Source organism: Amycolatopsis kentuckyensis, assembly GCF_002155975.1.
In the GTDB taxonomy this organism is placed as follows: Bacteria; Actinomycetota; Actinomycetes; order Mycobacteriales; family Pseudonocardiaceae; genus Amycolatopsis; species Amycolatopsis kentuckyensis.
Genome location: NZ_MUMI01000135.1, coordinates 1 through 20,390 on the forward strand (window position 1 = coordinate 1; position 20,390 = coordinate 20,390).

The following is a 20,390-nucleotide window of genomic DNA, read 5'->3' on the forward strand; positions in this document are numbered from 1 at the left end:
GCCGTCGGAGTTGACCGCGGACCCGCGGACCACGGCCAGCACCTGGTGGCCCCGGCGCCGGGCCTCGGACAGCCGCTCCACCAGGAGCAGGCCGACACCCTCGGACCAGCCGGTGCCGTCGGCGGCGTCGGCGAACGCCTTGCACCGGCCGTCGGGAGCCAGCCCGCGCTGCCGCGAGAACTCGACGAAGGTCTCGACCGTGCCCATCACCATCACGCCGCCGGCCAGGGCCATCGAGCACTCGCCGCGCTGCAGCGCCTGCACCGCCATGTGCAGCGCCACCAGCGAAGACGAGCACGCCGTGTCGACCGTGACGGCCGGGCCTTCGATGCCGTAGTGGTAGGCGACCCGGCCGGAGAGGACGCTCGCCGAGCCGCCGGTGAGCCGGAAGCCCTCGACGCCGGCGGCCCGGTGCATCCGCATGCTGTAGTCGTGGCTGTTGACGCCGGCGAAGACGCCGATGTCCTGCCCGGCCAGGGTGGTCGGGTCGATCGCGGCCCGTTCGAACAGCTCCCAGGACGTCTCCAGCAGCAGCCGCTGCTGCGGGTCCATGGCGAGCGCCTCATGGGGCGAGATGCCGAAGAAGGCGGCGTCGAACCCGGCGGCGTCGTCGAGGAAGGCGCCGTGCCGGACGTACGTGGTGCCTTCGTGGTCGGGGTCTTCGTGGTAGAGCCGGTCGGTGTCCCAGCCGCGGTCGGCGGGGAACTCGGTGACGGCGTCGACGCCGTCGGCGACCAGCCGCCACAGGTCCTCGGGGCTGTGCACCCCGCCGGGGAACCGGCACGCCATCGCCACGATCGCGATCGGCTCCTCGGCCGCGGCGGTCCCGATCTCGGCTTCGCGGGGCGCCCGGTCGCCGAAGAGCTTGGTGCGCAGGTGCTCCGCGAGCGCCGGGGGCTTGGGGTAGTCGAAGATCATCGCCGGGGACAGGGTGAGCCCGGTCGCGGCGGCCAGCCGGTTCCGCAGCTCGACCGCGGTCAGCGAGTCGAAGCCGGCGTCCTTGAACGTCCGTCCGGAAGGGACGGAGTCGGCGCCGGCGTGGCCGAGCACCTCGGCGGCGTGCCGCCGGACCAGGTTCAGCAGGGCGGCAGCCTGCTCGGCCTCGTCCAGGCCGGCGAGCCGCTCGGTCAGCGACGCGGTCTTGGCCGCCGTCCGCCGCGGCTGCGGGGCCAGGCCGCGCAGCAGCGGCGGCACCGGGCCGCCGGACTTCGCCGTCGCGCGCAGGGCGGCGACGTCGAGCTTGGCCGCGACCAGCGCGCCGCCGGTGCCGATGGCGGCGTCCAGCAGGGCCATGCCTTCGTCGGCGGGGATGCCGGACATCCCGATCCGCTGGTTGCGCCGCAGGTCGGCGGCGCCGAGGTGCTCGGTCATGCCGCTGACCGCCGCCCAGTAGCCCCAGGCGATGGAGACGGCAGGCAGGCCGAAGCTGTTGCGCTGCCGCGCCAACGCGTCCAGCTCGGCGTTGGCGGCCGCGTACCCGGCCTGGCCGGGGTTGCCCAGCACGCCCGCCGCCGAGGAGAACAGCACGAACGCGGCGAGGTCGGCGTCCCGGGTGAGCTCGTCCAGGAGGCGGGCAGCGTCGACCTTCGGGCGCCGCACGGTGGCGAGCCGGTCGGGGGTCAGCTCGGTGAGGACACCGTCGGCCAGCACGCCGGCGGTGTGCACGACGGCGGTGAGCGGGTGCTCGGCCGGGATCGCCCGCAGGACGGCTTCGAGCTGTGCCCGGTCCGCCACGTCGCAGGCGGCGATGGTGACGGACGCGCCGAGCGCGGTCAGCTCGTCGTGGAGCTCGGGCGCTTCGCCGCGGCGGCTGACCAGCACCAGGTGCCGGACGCCGTGGGTGGTGACGAGGTGCCGGGCGGTCAGCGCGCCGAGCGTGCCGGTGCCGCCGGTGATCAGGACGGTGCCCTCGGGGTCGAGCGGCCGCGCGTCCCGCCGGGCCGCGACCCGGGCCAGCCGCGGCACCGACGCGACGCCGTTGCGCACCCGCACCTGCGGTTCGCCGCTCGCCACCACGGCGGGCAGCACGGCGTGGTCGTCGAGGTCGGCCAGGACGATCCGGCCCGGGTGCTCGGACTGCGCCGAGCGCACCAGGCCCCAGATCGCGGCGGCGCCGGGTTCGGTGCAGTCCCCGGTGACGACGGCCAGCCGGGTGTCCGCGGGGTCCGCCAGCCAGGCCTGGAGCGCGGCGAGCGTCGCCTCGGCCGAGGTGGCTTCGTACGGCACGAAGTCAGCCGCGGCTTCGGTGGGCAGCGGGATTTCCGTCCAGTCGACGCGGAACAGCGCGTCGGTGGTCCCCGGTTCCGGCGCGAACGGCGTGCCCCGGACCGCGTCGACGGTCAGGACGGGCTGCCCGGCCGGGTCGGTCAGCCGCAGGCCGGTCGCCGTCGGCGTCACGGTCACGGCCGTGGCCCCGGAAGCCAGCAGGGACACGCCGGTCCAGGCCGACGGGAGCAGGTCGTCGCCGACGACCGTGCGGACGGCGGCGTCCAGCAGCGCGGGGTGGATGCCGTACCGGTCCGCGTCCCGCAGGCCGTCGACGGTGACGTCGGTGGCGACTCCCGCCGCCGCCGGTTCGGTCACCTCGGCGGCGGCGGGAGGAGCAAGGGTGCCGTGGGCGTGCCGCGTCCACGGTCCGTCCGCCTCGCGGGAAAAGATCTCGATCGGACGCCGCGACCGGCCGCCGGGTTCGCCGGCGAGCACCTGCAAGTCCCGGCCACCGCGCGGCGGCAGCACCACCGGCGCGTCGATGGTCAGTTCGGCGAGGAAGGGCGTGCCGGCCAGGTCGCCGAGCCGGATCGCCGCTTCGACCAGTGCCGCGTTCGGCACCAGGCCGTCCACCGCCCAGGGCTGCGTCCGGCGCGTCCACCGGGCGACGGCCGTGAGGCGGTCCGAGCCGGGCGTGCTGACGATGGTGCCCAGGAGCGCGTCGCCGGCCGATGCCGGTTCGGCCGGTTCGAGCCAGTAGTGCCGGTGGTCGAAGGCATAGGTCGGCAGGTCGACCCAGCCGGCGGCCGGCACCAGCGCCGTCCAGTCCACGTCGATGCCGCGGACGAACAGTTCGCCCATCGAGGTCAGGAGCCGGCGCAGGCCACCGTCGTCACGCCGCAAGGTGCCGACCGCGTCCCCGGTGAGCTCGCTCAACGGCTGGACCGTCACCGGGTGCGCACTGACCTCGACGAACACCGTGTGGCCCTGCTCGATCAGGGCCGTCGCGGCTGCCCCGAACCGGACCTGGTTGCGCAGGTTCCGGTACCAGTAGCCGCCGTCCAGGACCCCGGCTTCGCGCACCCACCCGCTCGTGACGGTGGAGTAGAACGGCACGGCCGGCGCCTGCGCACCGATCCCGGCCAAGGTCTCGGCAAGGGTGTCGCGGACGTCCTCGACGTGCCGGGTGTGCGAGGCGTAGTCCACCGCCACCCGCCGCACCCGGATGCCTTCCCCGGACAGGATTTCGAGGGTCGCGTCGAGGGCAGCCGCATCCCCGGCGATCACCACCGACGACGGGCCGTTGACGGCGGCGACCTCGACCCCGGCCACCAGCTTCGAGACCACGTCGCCCTCGCCCAAGGCGACCGAAGCCATCCCGCCGCGGCCGGAGAGTTCCGCCGCGATGGCCTGGCTGCGCAGGGCCACGACCTTCGCCGCGTCCTCGAGGGACAACGCCCCCGACACGCACGCGGCCGCGATCTCGCCCTGCGAGTGCCCGACGACGGCGTCCGGCCGGACCCCCACCGACTCCCAGACGGCAGCCAGCCCGACCATCACCGCGAAACAGGCCGGCTGCAGCACGTCGACCCGATCCAGGTCGCCCTCGCCCCGCAGGACGTCGAGGAGCGACCAGTCGATCCACGGCTCCAGCGCGGCGGCGCACTCGGCGATCCGCTCGGCGAACACGGGGGACTCGTCCAGCAGCTCACGGCCCATCCCGGCCCACTGCGTCCCCTGGCCGGGGAACACCCACACGACCTTGCCCGGCGTCCCCGGACCGGCCGCGTTCAGCGCCCGCAGCCCGGTCACGGCTTCCTCGCGCGAACCGGCCACGACGACCGCGCGTTCGTCCAGCACCGCCCGACGCGACACCAGCGCCCCGGCCACCTCGGTCAGCGAGACGTCCCCTTCGAGGAGGGACGCCAGCCGCTCGGCCTGCCCGGCCAGCGCCGCCGCGCTCCGCGCCGAAACGACCAGCGGCACCACCGCGGCTTCCGGCGCGGGCACCAGCTCCTCGGCGGGCGCTTCCTCGATGATCAGGTGCGCATTGGTCCCGCTGACCCCGAAGGACGACACGCCGGCCCGGCGCGGCCGTCCGTTCCGGGGCCAGTCACGAGCTTCCGTCAGCAGCGAGACCGCGCCCGCCGACCAGTCCACTTCCCGAGTCGGTTCGTCGACGTGCAGCGTCGGCGGCAGGACTTCGTGCCGCAGCGCCTGCACCATCTTGATCACACCGGCGACACCCGCGGCGGCCTGCGCGTGCCCGATGTTCGACTTCAGCGAACCGAGCCACAACGGCGTCTCCCGCTCCTGGCCATAGGTCGCCAGCAGGGCCTGCGCCTCGATCGGGTCACCCAGGGTCGTCCCGGTCCCGTGCGCCTCGACGACGTCCACATCGGACGGAACCAGCCCGGCCGCGGCCAGCGCGCGGCGGATGACCCGCTGCTGCGAGAGGCCGTTCGGCGCGGTGAGCCCGTTGGAGGCGCCGTCCTGGTTGACCGCGCTGCCGCGCAGCACGGCGAGGACCCGGTGGCCGCGCTCCCGCGCCACGGACAGCCGCTCCAGGACGACCACGCCGACGCCCTCGGACCAGCCGGTCCCGTCGGCCGCCGCCGCGAAGGCCTTGCACCGCCCGTCGGGGGCCAGCGCGCGCTGGCGGGAGAACTCCACGAACGAGCCCGGCGTCGCCATCACCGTGACCCCGCCGGCCAGCGCCATGGAGCACTCGCCCTGCCGCAGCGCCTGCGCGGCGAGGTGCATCGCGACCAGCGACGACGAACACGCCGTGTCCACCGTGACCGCCGGACCCTCCAGGCCCAGCACGTACGACACCCGGCCGGAGGCCACGCTCGACGCGACTCCGGTCGTGACGAAGCCTTCGAGTTCCGGCGCCACCGCGCCGGTTCCGTAGCCCTGGCTCATCAGGCCGGAGAACACGCCGGTGTCGGTGCCCTTCAACGCGATCGGGTCGATCCCGGCGTGTTCGAGGGCCTCCCACGACGTCTCCAGCAGCAGCCGCTGCTGCGGGTCCATCGCGACGGCCTCACGCGGCGAGATCCCGAAGAACCCGGCGTCGAACTGGCCGGCGTCGTGCAGGAAGCCGCCCTGGCCGACGTACGACGTCCCGGCGCGTTCGCGGTCCGGGTCGATCAGGCTGTCGAGGTCCCAGCCGCGGTCGCCGGGGAACTCGGAGACGGCGTCGACGCGCTCGGCCACCAGCCGCCACAGGTCTTCCGGGGAGGCCACGCCACCGGGCAGCCGGCACGCCATGCCGACGATCGCGATCGGCTCGTCCGGGTCGGCCGCCACCACCGGCTCGGCGACCGGCGCCGTGATCCCGAGGAGCCCGGCCCGGACGCGGGCGGCCAGCGCCGCCGGTGTCGGGTGGTCGAAGACGGCGCTGGCGGGCAGCCAGAGGCCGGTGTGCTCGGTCAGCCGGTTGCGCAACTCGACGATGGCCAGCGAGGTGAAGCCGAGGTCGCGGAAGGCGCGATCGGCCGGGACCGGCTGCCCCAGCACGTCGGTGGCCTGGGTGCGGACGAGGTCTTCCAGGAGCTCGCCCTGCGCGCGTTCGTCCAAAGCGGACAGCCGGGCCCGCAGCGCCGCGGCGACGGCCTCGTCGGCCTGCCGGGACTGTTCCTCGTGTTCGGCCGCGGCGTACCGCAGCTGTGCGGGCTCGGCGGCGAGGAGGTTCCGCCGGACTTTGCCGGACGCGGTCCGCGGGATGTGCGCGACTTCGTGGATCCGCTCGGGCACCTTGTAGGCGGACAGCTGTTCGCGGCACTTCTCGATCAGCGCGCCCGCGTCGAACCCGGACGGCCCGGGGATGACGTAGGCGACCGGCACCTCGCCGAGCGTGTCGTGCGGGGCGCCGCCGACCGCCGCGTCCGCGACGCCGTCGACCGTGCGCAGGACGGCCTCGATCTCGCCCGGGTGGATGTTGGCCCCGCCGCGGATGATGAGTTCCTTGATCCGGCCGCAGATGGTGAAGTAGCCGGCGTCGTCGCGCCGCGCCAGGTCACCGGTCCGGAACCAGCCGTCGCGCATCGCCGCGGCGGTCGCCTCCGGGCTGTTGTGGTAGCCGAGCATGACGTTCGGCCCGCTGACCCAGACCTCGCCCTCTTGGCCGGCCGGGACCTCGAGCTCGGTTTCCGGGTCGACGATCCGCACGCCGACACCCGGCACGGGCCGGCCGCACGAGCCGTCGACCCGGGCGCCGTCCGGCGGGTTCATGGTGATGGCCCCGCACGTCTCGGTGCTGCCGTAGGCGTCGATCAGCGGGACGCCGAAGGTCTCTTCGAACTCGCTCCGCAGCCCGGCGCCGAGGACCGCGCCCCCGGCCAGGCCGATCCGCAGGCTCGGGGCGGAGAACCCGCTCCGGCGGGCGGCCCGCACCAGGTGGTGGTAGGTGGTCGGCACGCCGGCCAGGAACGTCGTGTCCTCGGCCTGGAGCAGCCGCATCACGTCGTCGGCGGAACTGCCGTCGGCGATCCGGACTCGGGCGCCGACCACGGTGGCGGACAGGACGCAGGCGATGTGCGAAAGGCTGTGGAACAGCGGCAGCGGCCAGAGCACCCGGTCTTCGTCCGAAAGCCCCGGGATCGGGACGTAGCAGGACGCGACGGACCAGAGGCAGTTGCGCTGCGTGGACAGGACGCCCTTGGGCCGGCCCGTCGTCCCCGACGTGTAGAACATCCAGGCCGGCTCGTCGAGGCCGAGGTCGTCCGCGGCGGGCTCGGCCGGTTCGGTGACGGCGAGCTCGTCGTACGAGTGCGCGCCCGCCGGGACGTCGTCGCCGGTCACCAGCAGCTCGACGTGCGGCGCGAACCGCAGCCGGGCCGCCTGGGCGGCGTCGGTGATGACCACCGTGGCGCCGCTGTCGGTCAGCGGGTGCTCGAGCTCGGCCGTCGCCGACCCGGGGTTGAGCGGCACGCCGACGGCGCCCGCCCGCAGGATCGCGTAGTAGCTCTCCACAGTGGACACGCGGTTGCCGAGGCAGATCGCGACCCGGTCCCCGTGCCGGACGCCGAGGCCGGCCAGGTGCCCGGCCAGCCGCCGCGTCCGCGCCTCGAGGTCGCCGTAGGTGACGGCCCGGTGGTCGTCGGCGAAGGCGACCTTGCCGGCGAAGCGGGTCGCGTTCTCCAGGAGTGCGACGTGAAGTGGCTTGATGAGATCGGTGCGCACTGTGCCGCAGATCCTTTCGGCTATACGAGGGGAAGAACGCTCACCAGGAGACGGGGAGCTTCTTCACCGAGAAGACGGAACCCTTCAGCCGCAGCGGAACCTCGTCGGCCGGGACGGCCAGCTTCAGGCCGGGGAACGCCCGCAGGAGCGCGGTGAAGCCGGCGCGCAGCTCGATGCGCGCCAGGTTCTGGCCCAGGCACTGGTGGATGCCGAAGCCGAACGCGACGTGGCCGGAGGTGTCGCGCTCGATGTCCAGCTCCGCGGGACAGCCGAACTTGGCCGGGTCGCGGTTGGCCGCGGGCAGCGACACCGTCACCGTGTCGCCCTTCTTGATCAGCTCGCCCTCCAGCTTCACGTCCTCCAGCGCGGTGCGGTAGGTGTGGTACTGGTTGACGGTCAGGTAGCGCAGCAGCTCCTCGATCGCGGCGTCGAGCTTGGCCGGCTCCGCCCGCAGCTTCGCCAGCTGATCGGTGTGGTGCAGCAGCGCGAAGACGCCGGTGGCGAGCGCGCCCTCCGTGGTCTCGTACCCCGCGAACAGCAGCAGGGTGACGATGTTGCGCAGCTCCTCCTGGGTCAGGTCTTCGGTGACGAGCGAGCTGATGAGGTCGTCCTGGGGCTGCTGCCGCCGCCGCTCGATGACCTCGTCGAAGAACTTCCCGGCCACCTCGTAGGCGGCGGCGGCCTCGGCCGGGTCCGCTTCCGCGTCGTGCAGCAGGGTCACCGCGGGCACGTACCGGTCGCGTTCCTCGTAGGGCAGGCCGACGAGTTCGCCCAGCATCCGCAGGACGAGCGGCTTGGCGAAGTCCATGACGATGTCGGCGGTGTCCCCCTTGGCCCGCATGACCTCGATCTGCTCGGCGGCCACGGCTTCGACGCGCGGGATCAGCCGGCTGGTGCGGCGGACGGTGAACTCACCCGTCAGCAGCTTGCGGTAGCGGGTGTGCTCGGGCGGGTCCATGTGGATGAACATGCCGGGGATCAGCGGGTGGGTCGGGATGACCTGGCCCTGGTGCGTGACCGGGAAGTGGCCGACTTCGCAGCTGTGGCTGAACCGCAGGTCGCTGAGGACCTCGCGGACCAGCTCGTAGCTGGAGACGATCCAGCCGACGTGCCCGTCCGGGTAAACCATCTTCGCGAGCGGTCGTTCTTCGCGCAGAGAGTCGAACACCGCGGGCGGGTCGAACTTGTCGGTCCGATCCCACGGCACCTCGAAGGAAATCGCGTCGGTCATGGAAACCTTTCCCGTGGGAGATCCGCTGGTTCTTATTCGGCGATCTTCGTGCGGTGCGACCAGCGGAAGACCGCGATGTCGCAGCCGTCGACGGCCTGGAATTCGCCGCCGTGCACGAAATGCTCGTACCCGGCGCCGTGGCGGATCTTGAGCGTGTTCTCCAGCGCGGCAGCGTCGACGCTGCGGTGCGCCAGAGCCAGTTCGGCCGGTCCACCGCTCAACAGAATTTTCACCTGCGTAGCACTCATCGCGGCCTCCACCTCTCGGTCGACCTATTTCGGGAATCTCCCAGCACAGAGCAGCATTTCCAGTCTCGATTCAGGCTAGGCGAGCCACCGCAAGGCGACATCCCTCACTCTGGTAGGGCCCTCCGGCCCGGCCGGCGGGACCCGACGAAAAGGGGCTTTCCCCTGTGGCACAGGAGAAAGCCCCTTCGAAACGAAGCTACGTCAGCTGCCGGGTGGCAGGTCGACCGGCTGCCCGGTGTGCGCCGATTCGTAAGCCGCCTGCACGATCCGGAACGTCCGCAGGGCGGCCTGGCCGTCCGGCCCGGGTCCGCCACCCAGGAAGTCCTTGAGCAGCAAGGCATGCAGGTCCTCGCCGCCCAGTTCCGGCCGCTCGCCGTCGAGCAGCCGCGGACCGGCGTCGTACTGCACGCTCCCCTTGTCCCCGATGAAGGTGACGGCGGGCCGGCCCGTCGCGGATGGGCTGCGGCGGCAGTCGAACGACGCGACCTTCCCGCTGTGGTACCGCACGGTGAGCACCGCCGCGCTTTCCCCACTCCGTCCACTGAGGACGATGTTGGTCTGGGCGTAGACCTGCCGTGCCGGCTCACCGCCGAGGACGGCGTCCGCCAGGTCGAGCAGGTACGGCGCGGCGGCACCCAGCACGCCGTCCGCCGTCGTGGTCACCGAGCCGAGGACGGTCGTCAGCTCACCGATACCGCCGTCGGCGATTCCCTTGCGCACCACGGCGAACGCCTCGCCGTGGCAGGCCGGGGACACGAAGGTGAGCCGGTCGCCGCCGGCGTCGACCACGGCTTTCAGGTCCGCTTCCTTCGCGGCCGCCGGGTGTTCGCACAGCACGCGCGCTCCGGCCTCGGCCGCCCGCAGGACCGGCTCGAACGCGTCCCAGCTCGCCGTGGCGACGACTTCGACGTCCGGCAGGCCGCGCATCGCCTTGGCGTGGTTTTCGGGCGTGGACGACAGGATGGCGACCTTCACGCTGCTCCCCTCACCGGCAGTTCGACGGCCCGGCCGGTCCACGCGGACTCGGCGGCGGCGTGGATGATCCGGACCGCGGCCAGCGCGTCCTTCGCCCCGATGCGCGGCTCGGGGCCGCCGGCGAAAGCCGTGGCGAACTCGCGCATTTCGGTGGCGAACACCGAAGGGCCGCCGTAGGCGAAGTTCTCGGCGCCGCCGTCGACGACCCGGACCTCTTGCGGCCACTCGGAGTCGTAGCTCACCGTGCCCCCGGTGCCCGAGACGTGGAAGGCCACCCGCACCGGTGGCCGCGGCGTCGCGGTCCACCGGCTCACGACCTGGCTGATGGCGCCGCCGGCGTGGGTGAGCACGACGGTCCCGGTGGCGACGGCCCCTTCGGGCGCCGGGGTGGCGATGTCGCCCTGGTAGCACGCGTGCACGCGGACGACGTCCCCGAAGACCCAGTGGGCGAGGTCGGCGCCGTGCAGCAGCTGGTCGGTGAGGATGCCGCCCGAGCGCGCGGAGGCCGTCCCGGTCCAGGGCCGCGGGTGGTAGGCGGAGAAGGAGAACCGGCCGATCGCGCCCTCCCCCAGCTTCCCGCCGGCGACGAGCTCGTGCAGCCGCGCGTAGGGCGCGGCGAACCGGACGTCGTGGGCCGCGTAGAGCCGGACGCCCGCCTCTTCCGCGGCGGCGACGATCTCTTCGGCCTCTTCGGCACTGGTGGCGAGGGGCTTTTCGCACACGACGCCCACGCCGGCGGCGATCGCGGTCATGGCGATCTCGTGGTGACTCGCGGTCGGCGTGCAGATGTCGACGGCGTCGGCTCCGTCGAGCGCCTCGGCCAGGGACCCGGCGGACTGCGCGCCGAACTCCCGCGCCAGCTCGACGCTCCGGCCGTCGGCGGAGTACACCCGCACCGCGGCCCCGGCGCCGAGCCACGCTTCCAGGTGCAGCCGGGCGATGAGCCCCGCACCGATCAGAGCCACCTCGAGCATGGATTCCCACCGATCACGGACGACGCCTGCACGGACCAAGCCCGATCAGACTCGCCCACACCGCCCGGCGGGAGCCATTACCAACGTGGGTAGTTCGGGGAGCGCTACTTCGTCGGCGACGGGGAAGCCGGTGCCGACGAGGGGGCCTGCGACGCCGCCGGGACCTTCGGCGCGTTGTAGGTGTCCATGTCGGTGATCTTCCACTTGTCGCCCTGCAGCTGGGCGTTCAGGTGGAGCTGGGCCGTGCCCGCCGTCGTCTTCTTCGTGTCCGTGCGGGTCGAGGTCTGGTCGACGAAGACCATCACCTTCGCCAGGTCGCCGTTCAGCATGATCACCGCGGCGCGCGTCACCTTGCACGTCACGATCATCTTCTGCTGCGGCGCCAGCCGCTTCACCTCGCCCATCAGCGAGTTGTACTTGTTCTTGACGTCGTCGTTGGCGAGCAGGTCGTTCGCCGCGTCCTCGGTCTTCTTGATGTTGTTGAAGTCGTAGGAGAACAGCGCCTCGGCCGCCTTCGACACCGCGTCCTTGACCTGGGCGGTCTTCGCGACGTCCAGCAGCGCCGTGTTGCTCGTCGCCGAGGAGACCTTGACCTCTTCGGACTTGAACCAGTACGCCAGCCCGCCCAGGACCAGCGCGACCAGCACCAGCGCGCCGGCGACCAGGTACGGCTTCGGCACCTTCGAGCCCGCGGGCTTCTCCGGCTCGTCCGCGGCGGCGACCGCGACCTCGGCTTCCTCGGTCGGCTTCGCGATCCCGGTGTCCCGCTTCTTCCGCCGCGGCGCCGGCCGTTCCGGGGCCGCCTCGTCGGCGGGCTCACCCGTGAGCGCGTCGACCTGGGGGTCCTCCTCGGTGCCGACCGCCGCGAACACCTGCGTGTCCTCGGCGGACGCGGTGTCGAGCTGCCCGCTGGTGGACTCCACCGGTTCGGCGGGCTTGGCGGCCGGCCGGGGCACCGGGCGCGGAGCCGGCCGCGGCCGCGGCTTCCGCGTCTCGGCGGGCGGGACGGCGGGCTGCTGGCCGGTCCGCTCGGCGGCGGACTCGTCCGTCGCGGGCTTGCGCAGCCCGGCCACGCGGGGACGCCGCGACGGCGTCGGAGTGCTGCGAGGCGGCTGGCGGCGGGAGGGGGGCACTACGAGCTCCTTTGAGGTGACGCTACTGGCCGGCCGCGACGAGCGGGACGCTGTCGATCCCGGACAGCTTCCATTCATCGCCCACCCGGGTCATCGACACTTCGAGGCGCAACGGCTTCGCGCTGCTCTTGTCCCCCTGGGTGACGGTGGTGGCGATGGCGGCGAGGAAGCTGGCCTTGCCTTCGTGGTCGTCGAGCTCCTCGACGGCGATGTCCTGGACGTCCGTGGTGACCTTCGTCTTGGCGTCCGAGAGCGCCTTGCGGAACGTCGGCGCCGACTGGTCGATCTGCTGCGCCATCTTGTCGTCCGACACGGCCTTCTGCCGGGCGAAGAAGCCGTCGAGGTCGGTGTAGTCGACTTCGGTGTAGGCCTTCAGCGCGTTGGTGCCCGCCTTGACGACGGCCTCGCGCGAGGCCGCCAGACCGGCGTTGTCGTCGGCCGCGGCCGCCCACCACTGGATGCCGAAGAACGCCGCGGCGATCAGGGCGGCCAGCGCCAGCGCCCCGGCGCCGAGCACCAGGGTCCGCGAGGGGTCCTTCGGCGGCGTCCCGGAAGACTCCGCCGAAGACACGTCCTCCACTGCCGAGGGGGCCGGCTCGTCCGTGCTCATGACACTCCAGAGTAGGTAACGGTCATCAAATCCCCGTCAGGACAGGCCGAGCAGCGAGCCCAGGCTGTTCAGGCTGACGCCGGGGCTGCCGACGATGCCCGGAACGCCCCGGGTGTTCCGCTCCTCGGCCAGCTCTTCGGCCGGCCGGTTCGCGTTGGCCGAGACGTCGCTGTCCGACGGCGCGACCGGCACCCCGCCGTACGGCGCGTTCTGCGAACCGCGGACGTTGATCGGGCTGCCCTTCGGTTCGGCACAGTACGCGTCTTCCTTCGCCGGCTTCGCCGAGAGGTCGTTCCCCGTGCGGTACTGCGAGTACGGCAGGTAGCCCTTCGTGCAGGACGGCGGGTTGAACAGGTTCAGCACCAGGCCGAGGTGCGCGGTGCCGTCGCCGGGCGCCACGCTGCTCGCCGCCCCGGCCAGCGCCGGGTAGGTGACCAGGCCCTGTTCGATGCCGTCGAGCCGGGTCACGGTCAGGTTGGCCGTGGTCAGCAGGTTCGCCGTCAGCGCGCCGAGGCCCGGGCCCGACTCCTGCAGCACCTGGCTGACCTGCGCGGCCACCTGCGGCGTGATGCCGATGAGCTTGCGCAGGTCGCCGTCGGAGTTCTTCAGGGTGCCGGTGAGCTCGTTGAGGCTCTTGCTGAACGACGCGAAGTTCGCCGCTTCGGCGTTCTGCGTGTCCAGCACCTGGCCGCCGGCGTCCAGCAGCTGGATCGTCTGCGGCAGGTACTGCTGCGCGGTCGTGGTGAAGCTGCGCGCGGTGTCCAGCAGCTTCTGCAGGTCGCCGCCGGTGCCGCGGAAGGCGTCGTAGGACTCGTCGACGACCGTGCGCAGCGAGTCGACCGGGACCGACGCGGCGAGCGAGTCGAGGTCGCCGATCAGCCGGTCGGTGCTGACCGGGGTGGTCGTCTTGGTCGCCGGGATCACCGAGCCGGCCGCCAGGTACGGGCCCTGGTCGGCCTTGGGCCGCAGGTCGACGTACTGCTCGCCGACCGCCGACCGGTTGGCGACGACGGCGTCGAGGTCCGCGGGCACCTTCGGCGCCGACGGGTCGATGTTCAGGTCGGCCTCGAGCCCGGTCTGGGTGAGCCGCATTTCGCCGACCCGGCCGATGTTGTAGCCGCGGTAGGTCACCTCGGCGTTCGTGAAGATGCCGCCCGACTCGTTGAGCTGCAGTTTCACCGTGTAGCCGTCGTTGCCGAACACGCTGCCGAGCCCGGCGAACCGGATCAGCGCGTAGACGATCGCGACGACCGAGATCACCACGAAGGCGATCAGCTGGATCTTCGTCCGGCGGATCAGCATCAGCCCGCACCTCCCAAGAGCCCGAAGAGGTTGCCCAGCCCCGGCTTCGACTGCGCGGACTGCGTCCCGGCGCCGGGGATCGGCAGCGGTGGCGGCTGGTTGGCCTGCGTGCCCTGGACCCCGCCGGTCAGGCCGGCCAGCGGCAGCTGCCCGGACAGGGCGTTCTGCCGGCTGTTGCCCAGGTTCTCGACGATGCTCTTCAGGTTCAGGTCCACCTTCGCGAACAGGTTGAAGTAGTCACCCTTGACGCCGTTGACGGCCTGGTCGCTGAACGGGAACGTCAGCAGGATCTCCAGCGCCTTCGGCAGGTCGTTGCCCGCCTCGCCGAGCTTCTGCAGCGTCGGCGTCAGCGCCTTCAGGTCGGCGACGAGGTCCTTCTGCGACTTGTTCACCGTGTCGGTGGCGACGCCGGAGAGGTTGTCCAGCGCCTGCAGCATGGTGACCAGCTGGCCGCGCTGCTGCTCCAGCACGCCGAGCCCGGGCCCGAGGTTGTCGACCGCCCCGACCAGCTTGTCCTTCTGGTCGTTCAGGGTCGAGGAGAGCCGGTTCAGCCCGTCGATGGCCCGGGTGATGTTCTTCGACTGCTTGTCGAGGTTCGTCACCAGCTGGTTCGCGTTGTCCAGCAACGCCTTGATGTCCGGCTCGCGGCCGGACGTGGCGTTGTTGAGCTCCTTGGTGATCGTGTTGAGCTGGTCGACCCCACCGCCGTTGAGCAGCAGGGACAGCGCGCCGAGCAGTTCTTCGACCTCGACGCTGCGGTTCGTGCGGGCCAGCGGGATGGTCGCGTTGTCGGCGAGCTTCCCGTGGGCCTGGTCGGCACCCGGCGAGGCCAGCTCGACGTACTTCTCGCCGAGCAGGCTGGACTGCTTGACGTTGGCGATCGCGTTGGCCGGCAGCTTGATGTCGCCGTTGACCCGCAGCGTCACCAGCGCGTGCCAGCCGTCCTTGGTGAGCCCGACGTTCTCGACCCGGCCGACCGGCACCTCGTCGACCTTCACCCCGGCCTGCGGGGTCAGGTCGAGCACGTCCCGGAACTCGACGTTCACCGTGTACGGGTGGTCGCCGAGGTCGGCGCCCCCGGGCAGCGGCAGGTCGTAGATACCCTTGAAGGCACAGCCGGACAGCGTCAGCGCGGACGCCGTCACCAGCGCTCCGACGGTCAGGAGCTTCTTCACTGGCCACCTCCGTAGAGCTGCCCGGCGACGGGCAGCGGCAGCGGCGGCAGCTGGCCGGACTGCAGGGCCTGCACGGTCTGCGCCACGGACGGCAGCGGGATCACCTTGTCGACCACGCCGGCGATGCTCTCGCAGGCGTTGCCGAGCACGTCCGGGATGCTGTTGGTGCCGACCTGCTTGAGCAGCCGGCAGATCATCACCAGCGGCGGCTGGGTCAGCTCGTTGAGGTTCGGCCGGGCGTCGAGCGTGCCCGCCGCGCCGTTGTAGGTGTTGACCAGGTTGCTCAGGCCGACCGGGGCGACGTCGAGGATCTCGGCGAGCGAGCTGCGCTGGTCGACGAGCACCTTCGTGATGCCGGCCAGCTTGTCCACATTGGACTTGAGCCGGTCGTGGTTCTGGTCGATGAACGCCTGCACCGCGGTGAGGGTGGTGCCCAGCTGCTGCACGGTCGCGGCCAGGTTGTCCTTTTCGGACGCCAGGTAGCCGCTGACGTCGGCGAGCCGGGACTCGAAGGTGCGGACCTGCTTGTCGGAGTCGGCCAGCGTCTGCGAGAACTTGCCGAGGTTCTCGACGGTGGAGAACAGGTCGTCCTTGTTGCCGGACAGCGTGCCGGCCGCCTGGCCGAGCTTGGTGATCGTGTCGTGCAGGGCCTTGCCGTTGCCGTCGACGTTGGCCGCCGCGGTGTTCAGCAGGTTCGACAGCGACCCGGTCTTGTTGACGCCGTTGGGGCCGAGGGTCTCGCTGACCCGGGCCAGGCTGGCCGCCAGCTGGTCGACCTCCAGGGGCACCTCGGTGCGGTCGAGGCCGATCACCGCGCCGTCGGAGATCCGCGGGCCGCCGGTGTAGGCCGGGGCCAGCTGGACGTAGCGGTCCGACACCAGCGACGGCGCCACGATGAGCGCCTTCGCGTCGGCCGGGACGGCGACCGAGCGGTCGTACTCGAACTCGACCTTCACCTGGTTGCCCATGGGCTGGATCTTGGTGACCGTGCCCATGTCGACGCCGAGCATCCGCACGCTGTTGCCTTCGTACAGGCCGACGGCGCCGGCGAAGTACGCGGTCAGGTGATTGCGGCCGGCGTCCTTGAGGGTCCACCAGATCCCGCCGGCGACGACGAGCGCGAGCACGATCGCGATGGTGAAGCCCCTGGTCAGGGCCTGCCCGAAGCGGGTGTCACTCATTTCGTGTAGCACCCCTCTTCGTTGATCGGGCCCATCGACGGCAGCAGCAGGCCGCAGATGTAGTTGTCGAACCAGCGGCCGTTGCCGATGGTGTTGGTGAAGACGCGGATGAAGGGCGCGAACTTCTTCAGCCCCTCGGCCAGCGAGTCCTGGTTGCGCTGCAGCATCGACGTCAGCTGGTCGAGCTGGGTCAGCACCGGGTCGAGCTGCTTGTCGTTGTCGTCGATCAGGCCCTGCAGCTGGGTGGCCAGCTCGCGGGAGCCGTTCAGCAGCGCGGTGATCGCGTCCTCGCGCTTGGCCAGCTCGCCGAGCAGGTCGTTGCCGTCGTCGAGGAGCTTCTGCACTTCGGCGTCGCGGTCGACCAGCGTCTGCGACACCTCGCGGGTGTTGGCCAGCAGGTTCGACAGCTGCTGGTCGCGGGAGGCGATCGTGTCCGACAGCTTCGACAGCCCCGACAGCGCGCCCCGGACGTCCTCCGGGGTGTTGGCGAAGGTCTGCGAGATCGTGTCGAAGCTCTGCGCCAGCTGCTTGGTGTCGATGTTGTCGACGGTCTGGGAGAGCCCGCGGAAGGCGTCGAGCACGTCGTACGGCGCCATCGTGCGGTCCCGCGGGATGCCGGTGCCCGGGTTCAGCGCGGCTTCGCCCTGCGGGTCCAGCGACAGGTACTTCTGCCCGAGCAGCGTCTTGATCTTGATCGCGGCGCTGGTGCGGTCGCCCAGCCAGGCGTCCTTGACCTTGAACGACACCTTCACCGAGGCGCCGTCGAGCTCGATGTCGCTGACCTTGCCGACCTTGACGCCGGCGATCCGGACGTCGTTGTCCTTCTGCAGCCCGGAGGCCTCGCTGAACTCGGCGCTGTAGGTGGTGCCGCCGCCGATCACCGGCAGGTCGTCGGAGTTGAGCGCGGCGATGAAGCCGAGCGCCAGCACGACGATCCCGACCAGCGCGATCGGCACGGGGTTGCGCTTCTGGAAGGACTTCATCCCTGGCACCTCGCCCGGTTCGCCGGCAGCAGGGGCAGGGCGACGTCGTTGATCAGTGGCGGCAAGCTCACGCTCCCGGAGAACTCACAGGCGTAGAAGTTGAACCAGGAGCCGTAGTCCGCGGTGCGGGTCAGCGTGCTCACCTTGGTCGGCAGGAACTGGATGAAGTGCTCCAGCTCCGGCTCGTTCTTGTTGAGCTGCTGCGTCAGGTTCCCGAGCGCGCTGATGTCGTTCTTCAGCGGCTCGCGGACCTCGCCGAGCAGCCCGGACGTCGTCTGGGCCAGGGTGCCGAGGCTCTCGATGGCGTCACCGATCGGCTTGCGGTCGGCGGCCAGGCCGGACACCAGCTGCTGCAGCTTGACGATCAGGTCGTTGAGCTGCGGGGTGTGCGCGTTGACCGTGTCGAGCACCGAGTTGAGGTTGTCGATGACCTCGCCGATCACCTGGTCCTTGTCGGCGATCGTGGTGGCCAGCGACGCCGTGTGCGACAGCAGGCTCTCCACGGTGCCGCCTTCGCCCTGCAGGACCTGGATGACCTCGTAGGACAGCTTGTTGACGTCCTCGGGGTTGAGCGCGGTGAACAGCGGCTTGAAGCCGTTGAACAGCTCGGTCAGGTCCAGCGCCGGCGTGGTGCGGTCCAGCGGGATGGTGCCGCCGGGCTGCAGGGTCTTGCCGCCGGAGTTCTCGCCCTCGCCGAGGGAGACGTACCGCTGGCCGACCAGGTTGCGGAACTTGATCTGCGCGGTCACCCCGGCCGGCAGCGTCCGCCCGGCGTCCACTTCGAACTCGACCTCGGCCTGGCGCTTGTCGACGATCTTGACGTCCTTGACCTGCCCGACCCGGACGCCGGCGATGCGGACGTCGTCGTTGGGCAGCAGCAGCGTCGCGTCGGTGAAGCGCGCCTTGTAGGCGTTGGTGCTGGTGGTGTTGATGTTGGCGATGCTGATCCCGAGGATCGTCGTGAACAGCACGGTGACCACCACGAAGATGCCGAGCTTGATCAGCGGCGCGAGCAGGCCCCTCACTTGACCGTCACCTCCGCACCCCGGTACAGCGGGCCGACGAGCAGCGAGCTCCAGCCCGGGACGTCGGCGGCGTTCATGCCCAGCTGCGGGCCGAGCAGGTCGGCCAGGAAGCCCTGCTCCGCCGTCGAGTAGGCCAGGTCACCACCGCTGCCGCCGTTGCCGGCCGCGTCGGCCTTGAACTTGGCCGGGTTGAGGCCCTCGCCGACGCTCTTCGGCGCGGCCTGGTGCAGCGTGCCGTCCTTGAACGCGCCGTCCGGCGGCTCGGACGGGAACGGCTTGGGGATGTCCTTGATGTCGTAGCAGCGCGGGCCGCGCTTGTCGTCGAACCGCGGCTCTTCCTTGCCCGCCTGGTACGGCGCGCGCGGCACGATGATCTCGATGGTCGCGTGCAGGCCGGGCTTGTCGGTGCCCTTGCCCAGCGCCTGGTCGATCAGCGGCACGTTGGCGGCCATCTGGGAGATCACGCAGGGGTACTCCGGCGCGTACTTCGCCAGCAGTTCGGCCGTCGGCCGGGCGGTGTCGACGAGGGAGATGATGTTGTCCTTGTTGTTCTGCAGGAACGTCTGCAGGTCCACCGAGGCCTGGGTCAGGCTGCCGTAGAGGGTGGCCAGGTTCTGCCGCTCGTCGACCACGGTCCGGGTCGTCGTGCTCAGGTTGTCCAGGCTCTGCACCAGGTCCGGGGCCGCGTCCTTCAGGTGGTCGGAGAACTCCGCGAGCGCCTTGAGGTTGTGCTGCAGCTCCGGCTCGTGCGGGTTCAGCTCGCCGATGTAGGTGCCCAGCTGCGACAGCGTGTCGCCGAGCTGGTCGCCGCGGCCGGACAGCGCGGTCGAGATCGCGGTGAGCGTCGCCGACAGCTTCTGCGGCTGGACCGCCTGCAGCACCGGCATCAGGTGGGAGAACGCCTGCTCCAGCTCGACCGCGCTGGACGTGCGGTCCTGCGGGATGACGTCGCCGGTGGAGAGGGTCTTCGCCGACGGGTCCTTCGGGATCTCCAGCGAGACGAACCGCTCGCCGAAGAGCGTCTTGGGCAGGAACCGCGCCGAGACGTTCTCCGGGATCAGCTTCGCGGACTCCGGCTGGAGCGCGAGCGTGAGCTCGGCGCCCTTGTCGGTGGCGACGATGTCCTGGACGGACCCGACGATCAGCCCGCGCACCTTGACGTCGGACTGCTTGATCAGCTGGTTGCCGATCTTGTCGGCCTGCAGCTTGACCGTGACGACCGGCGTGAACGCCTTGTCGTAGAGCGCGATGGACAGCGCCACCCCGCCGACCATCACGGCGATGAGCAGCAGGCCGAGCAGCCTGCGCCGGAGCACCCTCATCCCGCGATCCTTACCGTGACGTCGGTTCCCCAGATGGCGAACCCGATGAAGAAGTTCATGATCGACACCGTGACGATGGACAGCCGGACGGCCTTGCCGACCGCGACGCCGACACCGGCCGGGCCACCGGTCGCCCGGTACCCGAAGTAGCAGTGCGACAGGATGATCAGGACGCTGAACAGCAGCACCTTGATGAACGAATAGAGCACGTCCTGCGGCGGTAAGAAGAGGTCGAAGTAGTGGTCGTAGGTGCCGGCCGATTGGTTGTAGATGTAGATGACGACCAGTCTCGACGCGAGGTACGAGCTCAGCAGGCCGATGATGTAGAGCGGGATGACCGCGACGAACCCGGCGATGATCCGCGTCGTCACCAGGTACGGCAGGCTCGGTACGCCCATGACTTCGAGCGCGTCGATCTCCTCGGAGATCCGCATCGCGCCCAGCTGGGCGGTGAATCCGGCGCCGACCGTGGCGGACAGCGCGAGCCCGGCGACCAGCGGGGCGATCTCGCGGGTGTTGAAGAACGCGGTCAGGAAGCCGGTGAAGGCCGACGTCCCGATCGAGTTCAGCGCCGAGTAGCCCTGGAGGCCGACGAGGACACCGGTGAACAGCGTGAGGCCGACCATCACGCCGACCGTGCCGCCGATGACCGCCAGCGAGCCGGAGCCGAAGCTCACCTCGGCCAGCAGCCGCAGCACCTCTTTGGTGTAGCGGCGCAGCGTCCGCGGCGTCCACAGGAGCGCCCGGCCGTAGAACGACATCTGGTCACCGAGGGTGTCCAGCGTCTGGAGGGGTCGATTGACGACGCGCTTGGCGCCCTGGAGGAACGTCATGCG

14 protein-coding genes are annotated in these 20,390 nt (G+C 71.3%); all 14 read right to left on the reverse strand.

Going from position 1 to position 20,390, the window contains the following annotated elements; genetic code table 11:
• A partial coding sequence (locus CCN39_RS14630; protein WP_143264039.1) for a type I polyketide synthase occupies positions 1 to 7,395 on the reverse strand: 7,395 nt, incomplete at its 3' end.
• 40 nt (positions 7,396 to 7,435) lie between these two features.
• Complete coding sequence (locus CCN39_RS14635; RefSeq protein ID WP_086842320.1) at positions 7,436 to 8,626, reverse strand: cytochrome P450; 1,191 nt, start codon at positions 8,624 to 8,626, stop codon at positions 7,436 to 7,438.
• A gap of 32 nt (positions 8,627 to 8,658) precedes the next feature.
• A complete protein-coding gene (locus tag CCN39_RS14640; protein ID WP_167455088.1) occupies positions 8,659 to 8,874 on the reverse strand; it encodes a DUF5988 family protein in 216 nt (71 codons plus the stop codon).
• Between the two features lie 201 nt (positions 8,875 to 9,075).
• Entirely contained in the window at positions 9,076 to 9,849 is a 774-nt protein-coding gene (locus CCN39_RS14645) for a Gfo/Idh/MocA family protein (RefSeq protein WP_086842324.1), read from the reverse strand.
• A complete protein-coding gene (locus CCN39_RS14650; protein ID WP_086842326.1) occupies positions 9,846 to 10,823 on the reverse strand; it encodes a Gfo/Idh/MocA family protein in 978 nt (325 codons plus the stop codon). Before CCN39_RS14650 ends, CCN39_RS14645 begins: the two co-directional genes overlap by 4 nt.
• A gap of 104 nt (positions 10,824 to 10,927) precedes the next feature.
• Positions 10,928 to 11,896, reverse strand: a complete 969-nt coding sequence (locus CCN39_RS14655; protein ID WP_086842328.1) for a hypothetical protein — start codon at positions 11,894 to 11,896, stop codon at positions 10,928 to 10,930.
• A gap of 82 nt (positions 11,897 to 11,978) precedes the next feature.
• Positions 11,979 to 12,566, reverse strand: coding sequence for a hypothetical protein (locus tag CCN39_RS14660; protein WP_086842330.1), 588 nt, complete (start codon positions 12,564 to 12,566; stop codon positions 11,979 to 11,981).
• Positions 12,567 to 12,602: 36 nt separating this feature from the next.
• Complete coding sequence (locus CCN39_RS14665) at positions 12,603 to 13,868, reverse strand: MCE family protein (RefSeq protein ID WP_086842332.1); 1,266 nt, start codon at positions 13,866 to 13,868, stop codon at positions 12,603 to 12,605.
• Positions 13,868 to 15,043: an MCE family protein gene (locus CCN39_RS14670; RefSeq protein WP_086842334.1), complete on the reverse strand. Its 1,176-nt coding sequence runs from the start codon at positions 15,041 to 15,043 to the stop codon at positions 13,868 to 13,870. The genes CCN39_RS14665 and CCN39_RS14670 overlap by 1 nt, the downstream gene beginning before the upstream one ends.
• Positions 15,040 to 16,224 carry an MCE family protein gene (locus tag CCN39_RS14675; protein WP_086842335.1) on the reverse strand — a complete coding sequence of 395 codons (1,185 nt, stop codon included), beginning with the start codon at positions 16,222 to 16,224 and terminating at the stop codon, positions 15,040 to 15,042. Before CCN39_RS14675 ends, CCN39_RS14670 begins: the two co-directional genes overlap by 4 nt.
• Positions 16,221 to 17,207: an MCE family protein gene (locus CCN39_RS14680; RefSeq protein ID WP_086842337.1), complete on the reverse strand. Its 987-nt coding sequence runs from the start codon at positions 17,205 to 17,207 to the stop codon at positions 16,221 to 16,223. The genes CCN39_RS14675 and CCN39_RS14680 overlap by 4 nt, the downstream gene beginning before the upstream one ends.
• Positions 17,204 to 18,232, reverse strand: coding sequence for an MCE family protein (locus CCN39_RS14685; protein WP_086842339.1), 1,029 nt, complete (start codon positions 18,230 to 18,232; stop codon positions 17,204 to 17,206). Before CCN39_RS14685 ends, CCN39_RS14680 begins: the two co-directional genes overlap by 4 nt.
• Entirely contained in the window at positions 18,229 to 19,554 is a 1,326-nt protein-coding gene (locus CCN39_RS14690; RefSeq protein WP_086842341.1) for an MCE family protein, read from the reverse strand. Before CCN39_RS14690 ends, CCN39_RS14685 begins: the two co-directional genes overlap by 4 nt.
• Positions 19,551 to 20,387 carry an MlaE family ABC transporter permease gene (locus tag CCN39_RS14695; protein ID WP_086842343.1) on the reverse strand — a complete coding sequence of 279 codons (837 nt, stop codon included), beginning with the start codon at positions 20,385 to 20,387 and terminating at the stop codon, positions 19,551 to 19,553. The genes CCN39_RS14690 and CCN39_RS14695 overlap by 4 nt, the downstream gene beginning before the upstream one ends.
• Between the last annotated feature and the right edge of the window lie 3 nt (positions 20,388 to 20,390).

Bases quoted from the DNA above. Each gene is read 5' to 3' on its own strand.
- CCN39_RS14635 (WP_086842320.1), bottom strand. From the start codon at position 8,626: ATGACCGACGCGATTTCCTTCGAGGTGCCGTGGGATCGGACCGACAAG.
- CCN39_RS14640 (WP_167455088.1), bottom strand. From the start codon at position 8,874: ATGAGTGCTACGCAGGTGAAAATTCTGTTGAGCGGTGGACCGGCCGAA.
- CCN39_RS14650 (WP_086842326.1), bottom strand. From the start codon at position 10,823: ATGCTCGAGGTGGCTCTGATCGGTGCGGGGCTCATCGCCCGGCTGCAC.
- CCN39_RS14660 (WP_086842330.1), bottom strand. From the start codon at position 12,566: ATGAGCACGGACGAGCCGGCCCCCTCGGCAGTGGAGGACGTGTCTTCG.
- CCN39_RS14665 (WP_086842332.1), bottom strand. From the start codon at position 13,868: ATGCTGATCCGCCGGACGAAGATCCAGCTGATCGCCTTCGTGGTGATC.
- CCN39_RS14675 (WP_086842335.1), bottom strand. From the start codon at position 16,224: ATGAGTGACACCCGCTTCGGGCAGGCCCTGACCAGGGGCTTCACCATC.
- CCN39_RS14680 (WP_086842337.1), bottom strand. From the start codon at position 17,207: ATGAAGTCCTTCCAGAAGCGCAACCCCGTGCCGATCGCGCTGGTCGGG.
- CCN39_RS14690 (WP_086842341.1), bottom strand. From the start codon at position 19,554: ATGAGGGTGCTCCGGCGCAGGCTGCTCGGCCTGCTGCTCATCGCCGTG.
- CCN39_RS14695 (WP_086842343.1), bottom strand. From the start codon at position 20,387: ATGACGTTCCTCCAGGGCGCCAAGCGCGTCGTCAATCGACCCCTCCAG.